Here is a 12,762-nt window from a genome sequence, read left to right as displayed (position 1 = left end):
ACGCCCCCTAGAGGTCCCGCGGATCGACTTTCAGGAACTCCCGGAGGACGGCGGTTGCGTAAGATCCCCGCGGGAGCGAGAACGAGAGGGTGAGCGGGTCGCGGTCGACCGTCAGATCGGTCCCGACCAGTATCGCGCGTCGGGTGCCCGTCGAGTCGAAGTTGCCGGGCAAGTCGAAGTCCGACGGCGAGAGATTCAGGTCGGCGAGTACCTCGCGCTCGATGGCGCCCGGTTCGCCGTCACCGAGGGTCGTCTCGGTGCCGACGAGGGGTGCGGTGACGAACGCCCGCCCCCGGTCGCAGTGGCGAGCCACTACGTCCACCCGGTCCTCGGTCACCCGCTGGACCCGGTCGGTGTCGGGCGAGGGAAGGTCGGCCGGCGCGTCGGCGTCCGCGAACGCCACTACGTCGCCGACGGCGGGGCGGTCGAAAGGGAGGTCGCGACGCAGACGTTCCGAGACGATGCGGTTGAACGCGTACGACTGCGCCGCGTTGACGAACAGTCGCTGGAGGTTCCAGGGAACGGTCTCCAGTGCGGCACGGAAGTCCGCCGGTTCGGTCCCGCCGTTCTCGACCAGCGCGTGGAGCATCGAGCGCTCGTAGCCGAGGTGGCCCGGCATCGCGTCCAGCGCGGCCGCCCAGTTCGGGTCGGGGGTCGACGCCACGTCGTCCACCCGTTCCCGGGCCTCTCGCGTTCGCTCCGGCTCCGTCTCGGCGGGATTGCCGACGTAGGCGAGCACCGCCTCGCGCCACTCTTCGCGGACGACGTGCAGACCCACCTCGTGGGTGACCGGGCGCTGACTGCCGAATCGCTGGTGGCCGAACCAGTTCGGCACCGCGGGGCGCCCGCCGCCGAACGATTCCAGTGCGGCGATCACGCCGTTCACGGCGTCTGGGCGCGCCGGATCGGCCACTCCGATCTCGAAGGCGTTGCCCGCCAGGTCGCCGAACTCGAGGTTACGACCCACGCGACCCAGCGGTTCCAGGTCTGCGCCGTCGATGGCCGGCAGGTCGGCGGCTGCGACCCCTCGAATCGAGAACAGTTGCGTCGTGATCGCGCGCTTGTCCTTCGTTCCCGCCCACGACACCCGTTCGCGACTCACTCCGAGGGCATCCGAGAGCGCCCCCGCGAAGTCGTTGGTGTCCCAGTCGGTGAGCGTCGCTCTGACGAGTAGGTGGGGGTACGCTCCCTGATCGGCGTCGAGTGGTTCCGGATCGACGGCTTCGAGTTCCCGCACCCGGAAGGCCGCCGGCGTCGCCCGGAGGCGCCCACCGACTCCGGGGCCGTCGCTCACGTAGTAGTCGATGCCAACCTGCCGTTCCAGGGGGTGTGCCTCGCGCATTCGAGTCGTCGTCGACCGTTCGGGATGCCGATGGGTGAGGGTGTCGGTTCTCGTACTGTCGGCTGTCAGTCAATCGAGAGACTCACCGTCCCGGGATGGCGACTATCTCGAAACAGTTACGGCCGCCGGGATCAGCCGAGCAGTCCCGCCTGCTCGACCAGCAAGCGGAGACCGACGCCGACGCCGAGGAGGCCCGCGGACGCCCGAAGCGCCCGCTCGAAGCCGGCACCGAGCGCCCGTCCCCACAGGGCCGACACCGCCGCCATCGTCAGCACCGACCCGACGGCGAAGGCGCCGAGAAAGGAGGTGGCCGTCGGCAGGTCGGGCGCCGTCGACACTAGGGCGACGACGAGGGCGCCGCTCCCCGCGATGCCGTGCAAGGCGCCGACCATCGCCGAGTCGCCGTGCAGGTGGACGTGCCGCCCCATCGACAGCCGTCCGACGTCGAGGTGGCCGTGGAGCGGGTGGGTCCCGTGGGTGTGTTCGCGGTGGCCGAGGACCCCGACGAGCATTCGGGCGCCGAGGTAGACCAACACGACGCCGACGGCCGCCTCGAAGAGACCGACGGCCGCGTCGGGGAGACGAAGTCCGAACAGGAGCAGGCCGAGGCCGAGCGCGGCGATGGGAAGCGTGTGGCCGACCCCCCACGACGCGCCGACGAGCACCGGCCACGCGGGCGTTCCGTCCTCGCCGTCGACGAGCGTCGCTATCGCGGCGAGGTGATCCGTTTCGAGGGCGTGCCGCGCGCCGAGAGCACCCCCGGCGACGGCGGCGGCGACGAGTGACACACCCGCCGGTCGTCGCCCCGGCGCTTAATTCGCGTGGTTCGTGCTCCCCCGCTGCCCGCTCCCGACCGTCGATCCGGTGGCGACTTCGGACGAACTCTAGCGGGCGCTCCGCCGAATCCGGAGAGGACCCTGAAAGACTGCCGTTGTCACGACGACTCGCCGGTCGAGTGTAGTGTTCGATCACACGACGCGGCGGCGGTTCGTCGTCGCCGCGGGCGCGCTGACCACGGCGACGCTCGCTGGCTGTGCGGACTTCGGCTCCGACGGTGACGACGAGACGAACGTGACGTCGATGGACGAGTGACCGGTCGCCCGTGCTCGGCCGAGACGCTCAGTACAACGAGAGGTCGCCCGTCACCCGGTCGACGTCGTCGTCGTCGCCGGGTCCCACCGCGAGCGCCGTCACCGTGCCGGGTTCCAGTTGGGTGTGGCCGGCGTCCCGGATGATGGCGTTCGGCAGGCCCGCACGTTCGGCGGCGTCGGCCAACTCGAACAGTTCGGACTCGCCGCTCGCCTTCAGAACCACCTTCTTCTGTCCCTCACCCTTCCACGCCCGGCGGGTGCGCTCGTCGGCATCCTCGTAGGCCGACAGCGCGGCGTGTGCGACCTGTGCGGCGAGTTTCCCCTGTCCCATCCCGAGATCCGTTCGTGCGACGATGGCCTGTTTCATGGCCCACCGTCCACGCGGGCGGGCCAAAGCGTCGTCGGTACGGCCTCACCCCCCGACCGATTCGGGTGGCCGCCGGTGGCGATTTTCACACCGTGGATCTCAGTACGCGTCGGCGTCGACCAGTCGCTGCGCGATGCGCTGGGCGCCGACGGCCGCCGACAGCTCGGGCTGGTCCGGCGCCACCGCCTCGACGTCGCGCTGGAGTTCCTCGCTCAGGCGCTCCTCGAACTCCGCGACGATGCCCGGGATGCAGGCCATCCCGCCCGTCAACACGATGGGGCGATCCAGCGCCAACTGGTACACCTTGATGTGGTCGTTGGCGAGTTCCGGCAGGAAGGCGTTGGCCACCTCATCGACGGCTTCGTCGACGTACTCGTCGACGGCGTCCATGACGCTGCGCTCGATGGTGAACTCGTGGGAGCCGCCACCGGGCTGTTGGATCACGTCGGTGAACGGCTCGAAGTCCACGAAGTCGGCGTGTTCCTCCTTGTACTCGCGGGCGGTCGTGTTGTCGATGTTGACCCGACCCTGGGTCTCCTCCTCGACGTAGTTGGCGATCATGCGGTCTACCTCGTTGCCGGTGACCGCGCCGGTGGTGAAGGGGACCAGTTGTTCGCCACGGCGGTACGCCGACGCTTCGAGGTTCGTCGACCCCAGATTCACCGTGACGAAGATGTCCTCGACGGCTTCTAGGTCGTCGCCGAGGGCGGGCACCGACCCGCAGAGCGATTCCGGATAGCTACGGATTAGCGCCTCGCCGATGGCGCTCCCCTCGATGACCGACTGCAGGTTCTCCAGCCCCCGTTCGTTGTCGATGGTCGGGATGGCGTACACCACGGCGCTGTCCGTCGGCACGTCGTTCGCCCCGACGACTTCCTCGAAGAACGTCGCCGTCAGCTCCGCCCCGGACTCGTCCTCCGGAAGGCCCGAGCGGAGGGTGTACTGCACGCGGTCGGGGTACTCCGTCGCCGCCTCCTCGCCGTAGAGGACGCGCTCCTCGCCCGTGATGACGTCCTCGTAGGTCGCCAGGCAGGTGAGCGTCTTGACCGTTCGCAGTCCGCCGTCGCCGTCGGGAATCGCGATGACCGTCCGGGTGCTTCCGAGTTTCACGCCGATGGCCGTCGGCTCCCCACCGTCGCCGTCGCCGACTGCCTCGTCGCCTTCGTTCTCGTCGGAGTCGCTCATACGGCCGCCGCTACACGCGGGTGTGATAAATAAGCACTCCCGGAGTCGGTCACCGGCCGGCGATCGAGGCCAGCCGAGCGACGTAGTGCAGGCTCACCCGATGGTCGTCGGCGTCGAGATCGTTGTCGGCGTTGGCCCGCGCGTCGTCGATGCCGGTGAGGTAGGCCTCCAGCGCCGCCGCAGCGTCGTTCCCCAGCCAGCCGACCGATTCGTAGAACGCGAGGGCGTCGGCTACCGACTCGCGGCCCGCCTGCAACACGAGGAACTCCAGCCACTCGAAGATCAGCGCCTCGGCGCTCAGCGACGCCGGGAGCGCGGGGAGGTAAGGCCGATCTAGCGGCCCGCCCTGGTGGTCCATCGCGACCAGATCGCGCGTCACCGACGACTCGAACGCGGCGGCGGCCGCCGGGCGGTCGGCCGCCTCGGCGTCGCTCTGCGCCGACTCGTCGGCTCCTCGCTCCGCGTCGCCTTCGCTCGGCCACTCCGCGCCCCCGGCGGGCGACGCACCGCTGGCCGCCCGGAGTTCGTCGAGGTCGTAGTTCCGCGGGTCGATGGCCATCGAACGCCGGGGAGTAGAACCCCCCGAGAATTAAAACTTCCCGCCAGTCGGACGCCCGTCGGCCGCGACGGCGAGGGCGCCGCTCATACGGTTTCTTGTACGTCAGTACCGGTGGTTCGCCGGGTCGTCTCGGTGACCCACCGGGACACAGTTACAGTAATCCGTCTCAGGCGTCGATCCCGAGCACCCGGTTGCCGACGACGAGCGCCACGAGGGCGGCGAGTAGCGCGGCGACGACCCCGTACGCTGCGAACCAGCCGACCGCTTCGGCAACCGTCCCCGTCACGCCGCTCCCGAGCGAGCTGACGAGCAACACCACCGTTCGCACGAGGCCGAAGCCGGTCCCGCGCTCGTCGGCGGCGAGATGGTCCATGAACCGGGAGTTGACGACGCCCGGCCACGAGAGTCCGAGACCGACCAGTCCCGCTCCCGGCACCACCGCGACGAGCCCCCCGTCACCGAACAGGAACAGGGCGTAGCCGACGACGCCGGCGAGAAACGACACCACGAGGGCCGAGTCGCGGCCGGTCGAATCGGACAGCCAGCCCAGGCCGGGGGCGGTGACGATGGTGAGCGCGAACACCGCACCGAAGACGAGGCTCGCGCGCTCGGTGGTCAGTCCCACGTGGGCCACGAGGAAAGTCGGAAAGAAGGAAGCGAAGGACTGCCAGGTGAAGAAGGCGACCATGGCCAGTACCGTGGTGAAGCCGATGCTCGGCCGGGTGAGCAGGGCGATCAGGCGACGGGGATTCACCCCCGTGGCCGACGCGCCGCGCTGGGACGGGGGGGTCTCGGGGACGCGCCACGCGAACAGGAGGAGGACGACGGGCGCGACGGCCGCGGGCACGAGTACCCCCGCGCGCCAGTCGAACCGTGTGGCCGCGGCGGCGCTCGCGACGGGGGCGAGCAGCCCCGCCGCCGACGCGCCGATTTCGTGGATGCCGAGCGCTCGGCCCGTGTCGTCGAACTGGGTGGTGAGAAACGAGGTGCCCGCGGTGAAGTACAGTCCCGCGGACGCCCCGAGCGTGACGGCCGCGACGGCGAAGACGAGGAAGGTAGGGGCGCTCGCGAGTCCGAGACTCGTCGCAGCGATGCCCCCCATCGCGAGGAGGATGACGCGGCGCTCGCCGATTCGGTCGGCGACGATCCCACCGGGAAACTGGAACAGGGCGTAGGCGGCCCACATCCCCGACAGCGCAACCCCGACCGTCCCCGTCGTGACGCCGAAGGCGTCGATGATGTCGGGCACGAGGGGACTCGGCGCCAGTCGGGCGACCATCGTCACGAAGAAGGCCGCCGTCGTCACGCCGAGCAGGTCCCAGCCGCCACTTCGGTCCATCGTCGGGGGATCAGCCGCGATCAGCTTCGTTCTTGCGTTTGCCGGGTGGCTTTTTACCGACCGGGCGACATTGGTTCGGGTATGGATCCCGGGGACGTCGAGTACGAACCGGTCAGCGTGAAGGCCGTCCTCGTCGAGATGAAGGACACGGCCGAACTCCTCATCGACCTGGCATACTCGGCGGTCCTCCACGGAAGCGACGAGGTGGCCGCGGAGGTACTCGAACTCGAAGAGCGGATGGACGTGTTGCAGTTGCAGGCGCGGATGAGCCTCCTGATGGCCGCCCGCAACCCGGAGGACGCCGAGAAGTTGGCACCCGTCCTCGGTGTCGTCGGCGCCACCGAGAAGATCAGCGACGCCGCGGGCGACATCGCCAAAATCGTCCTGGAGGATATCGGCGTCCCCGAAGCGATGCGGACGGCCATCCCGGAGGCCGTCGAGACGGTGGTGCGTGCGCAGGTCGCCCCCGGCTCCGAGTACGTCGGCGCCTCCCTCGGTGGCCTCAACCTCGAAACCGAGACCGGCGTCCGGATGATCGCGCTCCGCCGGGCCGGCGAGTGGATCGTCAACCCGGACCGAGACACCACGTTCGCGGCCGACGACGTGGTGCTCCTCCGGGGCACCGAGATGGGGCTGTCGACGGTGTACGAGGCGGTCACGGGCGACGTCTACGAACCGCCCGATCCGGTCGACTCCACCATCGACGACCTGGAGCGTGCCGTCGACTCCATCGTCCTCATGAAGAACATGAGCGAACTCGCGGTGGATCTGGCCTACGGCTCCATCCTCTTCGACAGCGAGGGCGTCGCCGCGGAGGTGGTCGAACTCGAAGCGGAGGTCGACGCCCTGAAGTCACGGTTCGAGGCGTGGGTGTTGCGCGCCGCGGGTCGGGTCGAAGACCCCATCACGCTCCGGGGATTAGTCCACCTCGCTAGCGCGACGGAGGTCATCAGCGACGCCGCACTAGAGATCAGCGAGGGCGTCCTCCGCGGTCTCGACACCCACCCCGTCGTCGCCGCTGCGGTCGAGGAGTCCGACGAAGTGATCGTCCGGGTCGACGTGACCGTGGGGAGTCCGCTGGCCGACGCTTCGCTCGGCGACCTGAAGGTGAAGACCGAGACGGGGATGCGCGTCATCGCCGTCCGCCGCGACGACGGCGACTGGGTGATCTCACCCGGTCCCGAGACGACCGTCTTCGTCGACGACGTGTTGATCGCCAAGGGAACCAGAGACGGTGCGGCGCGGCTGGCCGAACTCGCCGGCGGCGACGAATCGGCCGCCTAGAGGCGGCGCGAGAGGCGGACTGCCGTCGCCGCGGTCAGCACAGCCGTCACGAGTAGCGCCGTCGCCGACGCGAGGACGAATCCGAGGAGGAGGAACCAGCCCTCGGGGCCGACGACGGGATAGCGCTGAGTGCCGGCGACCGGCCCGAACAACTCGAAGACGCGCACGAGGTAGACGAGGACCGCGAGGACGGCGCCGGCGGCGACGCCGACGGTCGCGTTCCGCCGCACCCGCAGGGCATCGAGGAGTCCCGCCGACGGCGGCCGGTCCGGTCGTTCGTCGCTCACGGGTGGAGTCGGGACTCCACGATCAAAGCCCCATCGCTGTGTCGCCGCGAGGTACGCACCCCGTCGCCGTCTCGTGGCCACGTCCGTCCGCGACCGAATCGCTCAAAGGGGATGAGTCCCTGTGTCGAACAATGACTTCGGTGGGAAGCGCGGATGCATCGCCCGGGACGGTCGATATCGGCCGTCTCGAGGTTGGCGAGACGCGCGACGGTAGCACGTTCGGTCTCCCCGTCGCCGTCGTCGAGGGCGCCCGCGACGGATCGACCCTCTACGTCCAGGCGGCCAGTGACGGCGACGAACTCAACGGCGTCGGCGTGGTACAACGCGTCGTCCCGCAACTCGACCCCGAGGAACTCGCGGGGACGGTCGTCGTCGTCGGCATCGTCAACTACCACGCCTTCCAGGTGGCCGAACACCGCAATCCCATCGACGACACGAAGATGAACCGGGCGTACCCCGGCGACGAGAGCGGCACGTCGAGTGAACGGATCGCGGCCGCCACCTACGACGTGGCCCGGGACGCGGACCTCATCCTCGATCTGCACCAGGGCTCGACGAGTCGAATGATCGACGAGGTGCGCGTCCGGTGTGGCCGTCGCCACCGCCTCCACTCGCAGTGTCTCGACCTCGCCAAGACGTTCGGTTGCGGGTACGTCCTCGATCAGAAGGGGCCGGACGGCCAGTTGGCCCGCGTCGCCCCGTCCGACGGCGTCCCCGCGGTCGACCCCGAACTCGGCGGTGCCGTCGGCTGGGACGAGGCGAGCATCGCCAAGGGCGTCGAGGGTGTGTTCAACGTACTCCGCGGCTACGACTTCCTCGACGGCGACGCCCCCGTCGAGACCCAGACCCGCGCCAAGGCGTTCGACCAGTACGGCTCGCCGGTCGGCGGTCTGGTCCGCTACCACCACGATCTCGGCGACCGAGTGAGTGCCGACGAGACGTTGTTCGAGGTCACCGACCCCTTCGGCGGACTGAAGGCCCGGATCACCGCCGACAACGACGGCATCTTCTGGCGGAGTCGCCGCCTCCCGCAGGTCGCCACCGGCGAGTACGTCTGTTCGGTCGGCAAGAACGTCGACACCTACTGACGATGCCGGTGGGCCTCGTCTGCCCGGCGTGTGGCCGCGCTTACGACGACCGCTGGCGCTGTACCTGCGGTGCCCCGCTCGATTTCGCCTCGCTCCCGCGTCCGGACGGGCCCGCACCCGACTTCTCCGCCTTCGACGGCCGCCACGGCCTGTGGGCGTTCGCCGACTTCCTCCCGGTCGAGACGCCCGTCTCGCTGGGCGAGGGGCTCACGCCGCTCGTCGACGCCCCCGCCTGGGACGCGACGTTCAAACTCGAGTACGTCTCCCCGACGGGGAGTTTCAAGGATCGCGGCGCCGCCACGGTGATCTCGCGGGCGGTCGACCGCGGCGTCGGCCGGGTCGTCGAGGACTCCTCGGGCAACGCCGGCGCGGCCATCGCGACCTACGCCGCCCGCGCGGGTCTCGACGCCGACGTGTACGTCCCCGCGTCGGTCACGCCGGCGAAACGGCGGGCCATCGAGTCGACCGGAGCGCGGGTGATCGAAATCGAGGGGGGCCGCGAGGCGGTCGCCGAGGCGTGTCGGCGGGCGGTCGAGAGGGACGCGGAACCACGTTCGTCGCCCGAACGGGCGGCATCCGGTGGCGGCTGGTACGCCAGCCACGCCTGGAATCCCGCCTTCTTCGTCGGGACCGCCACGTTCGGCATCGAACTCGCTGCACAACGGGACTGGTCGGTCCCCGACGCAGTGGTCGTCCCCCTCGGCCACGGGACGCTCCTGCTCGGCGCCTACCGTGGCTTCCGAGCGCTGGTCGAGGCGGGCTGGATCGACGAACTTCCCCGCCTGCTGGCCGTCCAGGCCACGGGCTACGCCCCGGTGGCCGACGACCGGGAGGGAACCGCCGGCGACGCGGCGACCAACGACCTCGCGGACGGCATCCAGGTCAGAGCGCCGGTGCGACGCGACGACATCGAATCGGCCCTCGACGCGACGGACGGAACCGCCGTCGCGGTGTCGGCCGACGCAGTCCGGGCGGCGCTGACGGACCTGCGAGAGGCGGGGTTCGGCGTCGAACCCACCGCCGCCGTCGCGCCGGCGGGGCTTCGGACCTACCGCGATCGAGGGGTCGTGGACGCGGACGCGGACGTGGTCGTCCCGCTCACCGGGCGCGCGAAGTGAGCCGCGGACTCCGACTCACTGAATCTCGTCGATGGCGATGAAGGAGTCGGCGCTGGCCGTTATCCACTCCGTGAGCCGTCGATCCTCGGGGACGTTCGACGGATACACCGTACACTGGGTGCCGTCGCTCCCGACGGCCTCGATGGTGTGATCGAGCGTGTACGTCGGCCACCGGTCGAGTGCCGGACTGTCTACCGTCGCCGGCGGCCCGTCTTCGTCGGCCGAGCTCACGGGGCGACCCCCCGAAAGAATGTGACTTGCGCACACATCACAGTGACTCGTCACGCCACGCCCTCTTCGCTATTCGCCGATTACCGTCGCTTAACGACCCGTTGTAGCGCGGAAATCCGAGGCTACCGCCGGTCTCACCGCTCGGGATGGGTCGGCGCGTCGAAGCCACCCCGGATCAGCGGCTTGGCGACGTGCCGACGGGCACACGGCGGCACCTCGTACCACCCGCGGTCGAGACGCCGGTTCAGGTCGCGTTCGACCCGGTCGGGGGCCGCCGTCCCGCAGTCCCGACACCGGTAGCCCTGATCCCGGCCGGCGCTCTCCATCGACCGCTCGCAGTCCGGACACGCCGGGACGACGCGTTCGGTCGTCACGGGGTCGCGGAGGGCGAACTTTTCGAGTTTGAGCGTCCCCCGACCGACCTCGCCACAGACCGTCACGCGGTCGTCCGGGCGGAGCGCCCGCACTCGGTCCCGGAAGCGCTTGGTTGGTTCGAACGCCACGCAGGGGAGCCGGTCGTCGCCCTCGCGGATCGTCAGGTGGACGTGCCCGCCCGCCCGGGTCTCGGGCGCGTCGTCGACGACGCCGTCGACCCGGTAGGCTCGGCCGTCACGCACCGACCCGACGCGTCCCGGGCGCAGGTGGGCGTCGGTGCCCTGGTTGGTCACGAACGTCGCCTCGCGGTCGACCGGTTCGCTCCCGATGGCTCGGGCCACGGCCCGGACGGTTTCGGCGTCGTCGCCGCGGATGCCGTAGAGGATTGGTCCCGGCGCCGAGGGGACGCAGACGAGTTCGTCCTCAACCCGGTCGACGGTGTCCCACGCGTCAGGGTAGGCCGCCCGCGCTGCGTCGAGGACCGACTCGCGGTCCACCTCCCGGGGCGTCCCACAGCGGTCCAGTTCCCGGTACGCGACGTGTTCGTAGGTCCAGTCCGCGAAGGCGCGGCCGGCGCCGACGGCCGCGAGAGCCCCGATCCGGCCCCGGCCGCCGTCCCACCCGCGGTGGCGATAGTCGAGTTCGTCGATCAGTTCGAGGGCCTCGGTGGGGTCGATTCGCTCGCGGAGCGCCCGCCGGGCGAACGTCGCGGCCGCGTCTGGAACTGCCGCGCCGTCGACGTCGGCGACGACCAGGCCCGGACTCGTACGGGGGTCCGCCATCGCCGCGAGGTCCTCGATTTCGGCGGCAGCGAGGGCGAACGCCCGATCGGGAGCGAGCTCCGTCTCGACGCAAAGCGCCGCGTTCCCCCGGGTCTTCCACTCGACCGCGGGGTTGAGGCGGATCAGTCGTCGCTCCGTGACCCGGCCGCCGGCGGCCGCGATGGCCTCGGCGATGCGGGTCGCCACGTACGTTGTACACATCCCCCGCTCCCGGGAGTCGGTGTCGTCGAGGCCGACGAGCGTCACTGGGAGCGCTACGCCGGGGGGCGTTGAAAGCCGTTTCGCGTCGCTGTGGGGACCCCCGGCCGACCGCTCGACGCCCAATCGCCGGACGTCGTCAGGATCGCCGACACAACTTATATATGTCGCGGAGCGCTTACCTGACGGTATGTCACGGTCAGCACTGGTCGGAAACATCACTGCGATGCTCCAAGACGCGGGATTCGTGGTGAGCGACCGGTGTTCGATTCGTCCCAAGAGCTTCGACTTGGCTGCCCGGCGCGGCGACGACCTGCTCCTGGTGAAGATTCTCGCCAACGTGGACGGTCTCGACGCCGAGACTGGCCTCGAGATGCGTCGTCTCGGGTCGTATCTCTCGGCGACGCCGCTCGTCATCGGTCTGCGCACCCGCGACGAGGAACTGAAACCGGAGGTGGTGTACTTCCGACACGGTATCCCGGCGATCAACCCCGACACGGCCTTCGACCTGTTCGTGGAGAACGTCCCGCCGCTCATCTACGCGGCGCCAGGCGGTCTCTACGTCAACATCGACGGCGACCTGTTGGCCGACGAACGCGAGGAACGCGGCTGGAGTCTCGGCCGTCTGGCGACCGAACTCGGCGTCTCGCGACGCACCGTCTCGAAGTACGAGGACGGCATGAACGCCAGCATCGAGGTGGCGATCCAGCTGGAGGAGCTGTTCGATCAGCCCTTCAGCGACCCCGTCGACGTGATGGACGGTGCCGAGGGTGTGCGCGAGGCCGACCCGACGCCACAGGACCCGGCTCTCGACCCGGACGAGGACCACGTCCTCGCCGTCCTCGCCCGCGTCGGCTTCACCGTCCACCCGACGAACCGCGCGCCCTTCACCGCCGTCAGCGAGGACGGCGACCGTGAAATCGAGAACCTGCTGACCGGCCACTCGGCGTTCACCCGGAGCGCCGAAAAGCGCGCCCGGATCATGTCCTCGCTCGGCGAGGTGACCCGAACCCGCGCGGTGTACGTCACCGAGGAACGCGAGAAGCGCGACGCCGTCGAGGGCACCGCGCTTGTGAGCCAGGAGGAACTCGCCGCCCTCCGGGACGCCGACGACCTTCGGGACCTGATCCTCGAGCGCGCGCGGGCGCCGGCCGAGAGCTAATCCTCCCGGCTGTCAGTCGAGACACACAGCCGCCACCCTCTGGGGACGACCACCGCCGGGACACAGTCACGACAATCTCCGGGGCGGTCGTTCAGTTCTCCGCGCGAGCGCCGTAGGTCGTCTCCAGGTAGGCGACGATGTCGTCGCTCTCGGGCATCCCCTCGACGTCGTGGTCGGGGTCGACGAGGACCGGAACGCCGGTCTGGCCGCTCACTTCTTCGACCTCGGTCCGCTCGGCGTGTGCGCGTGGTACCTCGTGGGAGACGTACTCGAGACCCAGTTCGTCGAGTTTGGTCTTCACCTTCGCACAGTAGGGACAGCCGGGCAGTTCGTAGAGTTCCAGGTTCGACATCA

The 12,762-nt window shown here is 69.9% G+C and carries 15 protein-coding genes; 5 read left to right on the top strand and 10 right to left on the bottom strand.

Annotated features, from left to right (window positions below; translation table 11 throughout):
* Nucleotides 1–7: 7 nt before the first annotated feature.
* Nucleotides 8–1,342, bottom strand: a complete 1,335-nt coding sequence (gene truD / locus V8686_RS02300; RefSeq protein ID WP_379702359.1) for a tRNA pseudouridine(13) synthase TruD — start codon at nucleotides 1,340–1,342, stop codon at nucleotides 8–10.
* Between the two features lie 131 nt (nucleotides 1,343–1,473).
* Complete coding sequence (locus tag V8686_RS02295) at nucleotides 1,474–2,130, bottom strand: high-affinity nickel-transporter protein (RefSeq protein WP_379702358.1); 657 nt, start codon at nucleotides 2,128–2,130, stop codon at nucleotides 1,474–1,476.
* A gap of 172 nt (nucleotides 2,131–2,302) precedes the next feature.
* On the opposite strand from V8686_RS02295, the gene V8686_RS02290 reads away from it, so the two are divergent.
* On the top strand, nucleotides 2,303–2,434 hold the full coding sequence (locus V8686_RS02290; RefSeq protein ID WP_379702357.1) for a hypothetical protein: 132 nt from the start codon (nucleotides 2,303–2,305) through the stop codon (nucleotides 2,432–2,434).
* 27 nt (nucleotides 2,435–2,461) lie between these two features.
* Here the strand turns inward: V8686_RS02290 and pth2 are convergent, their stop codons facing one another.
* The 4 genes from pth2 to V8686_RS02270 form a co-directional block, all read right to left on the bottom strand.
* Complete coding sequence (gene pth2 / locus V8686_RS02285; RefSeq protein ID WP_379702356.1) at nucleotides 2,462–2,800, bottom strand: peptidyl-tRNA hydrolase Pth2; 339 nt, start codon at nucleotides 2,798–2,800, stop codon at nucleotides 2,462–2,464.
* A 99-nt stretch (nucleotides 2,801–2,899) separates the two neighbouring features.
* Nucleotides 2,900–3,985, bottom strand: coding sequence for a hypothetical protein (locus V8686_RS02280; protein WP_379702355.1), 1,086 nt, complete (start codon nucleotides 3,983–3,985; stop codon nucleotides 2,900–2,902).
* Nucleotides 3,986–4,034: 49 nt separating this feature from the next.
* A complete protein-coding gene (locus tag V8686_RS02275) occupies nucleotides 4,035–4,544 on the bottom strand; it encodes a FlaD/FlaE family flagellar protein (RefSeq protein ID WP_379702354.1) in 510 nt (169 codons plus the stop codon).
* A 166-nt stretch (nucleotides 4,545–4,710) separates the two neighbouring features.
* A complete protein-coding gene (locus tag V8686_RS02270) occupies nucleotides 4,711–5,883 on the bottom strand; it encodes an MFS transporter (RefSeq protein WP_379702353.1) in 1,173 nt (390 codons plus the stop codon).
* Nucleotides 5,884–5,964: 81 nt separating this feature from the next.
* Here V8686_RS02270 and V8686_RS02265 point away from each other — a divergent pair, with 81 nt between their 5' ends.
* Entirely contained in the window at nucleotides 5,965–7,167 is a 1,203-nt protein-coding gene (locus tag V8686_RS02265; protein WP_379702352.1) for a potassium channel family protein, read from the top strand.
* On the opposite strand, the gene V8686_RS02260 is transcribed toward V8686_RS02265, so the two are convergent.
* Nucleotides 7,164–7,454, bottom strand: coding sequence for a DUF7536 family protein (locus V8686_RS02260; protein WP_379702351.1), 291 nt, complete (start codon nucleotides 7,452–7,454; stop codon nucleotides 7,164–7,166). The two genes, V8686_RS02265 and V8686_RS02260, sit on opposite strands and share 4 nt — an antisense overlap.
* Before the next feature lie 131 nt (nucleotides 7,455–7,585).
* Here V8686_RS02260 and V8686_RS02255 point away from each other — a divergent pair, with 131 nt between their 5' ends.
* Nucleotides 7,586–8,542: a succinylglutamate desuccinylase/aspartoacylase family protein gene (locus tag V8686_RS02255; protein ID WP_379702350.1), complete on the top strand. Its 957-nt coding sequence runs from the start codon at nucleotides 7,586–7,588 to the stop codon at nucleotides 8,540–8,542.
* Between the two features lie 2 nt (nucleotides 8,543–8,544).
* Nucleotides 8,545–9,660: a pyridoxal-phosphate dependent enzyme gene (locus tag V8686_RS02250; RefSeq protein ID WP_379702349.1), complete on the top strand. Its 1,116-nt coding sequence runs from the start codon at nucleotides 8,545–8,547 to the stop codon at nucleotides 9,658–9,660.
* Nucleotides 9,661–9,675: 15 nt separating this feature from the next.
* Here the strand turns inward: V8686_RS02250 and V8686_RS02245 are convergent, their stop codons facing one another.
* Nucleotides 9,676–9,891 (bottom strand): DUF7511 domain-containing protein, encoded by a 216-nt coding sequence (locus tag V8686_RS02245; protein WP_379702348.1) that lies wholly within the window; start codon nucleotides 9,889–9,891, stop codon nucleotides 9,676–9,678.
* 134 nt (nucleotides 9,892–10,025) lie between these two features.
* On the bottom strand, nucleotides 10,026–11,294 hold the full coding sequence (locus tag V8686_RS02240; protein ID WP_379702347.1) for a TiaS agmantine-binding domain-containing protein: 1,269 nt from the start codon (nucleotides 11,292–11,294) through the stop codon (nucleotides 10,026–10,028).
* Nucleotides 11,295–11,436: 142 nt separating this feature from the next.
* Between V8686_RS02240 and V8686_RS02235 the strand changes: the two genes are divergently transcribed.
* Entirely contained in the window at nucleotides 11,437–12,408 is a 972-nt protein-coding gene (locus V8686_RS02235) for a transcriptional regulator (RefSeq protein WP_379702346.1), read from the top strand.
* A gap of 91 nt (nucleotides 12,409–12,499) precedes the next feature.
* Here V8686_RS02235 and V8686_RS02230 read toward each other — a convergent pair whose 3' ends face one another.
* Entirely contained in the window at nucleotides 12,500–12,760 is a 261-nt protein-coding gene (locus V8686_RS02230) for a glutathione S-transferase N-terminal domain-containing protein (protein WP_379702345.1), read from the bottom strand.
* Between the last annotated feature and the right edge of the window lie 2 nt (nucleotides 12,761–12,762).

The organism is Haloplanus litoreus, assembly GCF_045690335.1.
In the GTDB taxonomy this organism is placed as follows: Archaea; Halobacteriota; Halobacteria; order Halobacteriales; family Haloferacaceae; genus Haloplanus; species Haloplanus litoreus.
Note: the sequence above shows the minus strand (reverse complement) of the source record. Positions and strands in the feature narration are given on the sequence as shown.

Coding starts and splice junctions, on each gene's coding strand:
- truD (WP_379702359.1), bottom strand. CDS start 1,342: ATGCGCGAGGCACACCCCCTGGAACGGCAGGTTGGCATCGACTACTAC.
- pth2 (WP_379702356.1), bottom strand. CDS start 2,800: ATGAAACAGGCCATCGTCGCACGAACGGATCTCGGGATGGGACAGGGG.
- V8686_RS02280 (WP_379702355.1), bottom strand. CDS start 3,985: ATGAGCGACTCCGACGAGAACGAAGGCGACGAGGCAGTCGGCGACGGC.
- V8686_RS02275 (WP_379702354.1), bottom strand. CDS start 4,544: ATGGCCATCGACCCGCGGAACTACGACCTCGACGAACTCCGGGCGGCC.
- V8686_RS02270 (WP_379702353.1), bottom strand. CDS start 5,883: ATGGACCGAAGTGGCGGCTGGGACCTGCTCGGCGTGACGACGGCGGCC.
- V8686_RS02265 (WP_379702352.1), top strand. CDS start 5,965: ATGGATCCCGGGGACGTCGAGTACGAACCGGTCAGCGTGAAGGCCGTC.
- V8686_RS02255 (WP_379702350.1), top strand. CDS start 7,586: ATGACTTCGGTGGGAAGCGCGGATGCATCGCCCGGGACGGTCGATATC.
- V8686_RS02250 (WP_379702349.1), top strand. CDS start 8,545: ATGCCGGTGGGCCTCGTCTGCCCGGCGTGTGGCCGCGCTTACGACGAC.
- V8686_RS02235 (WP_379702346.1), top strand. CDS start 11,437: ATGTCACGGTCAGCACTGGTCGGAAACATCACTGCGATGCTCCAAGAC.
- V8686_RS02230 (WP_379702345.1), bottom strand. CDS start 12,760: ATGTCGAACCTGGAACTCTACGAACTGCCCGGCTGTCCCTACTGTGCG.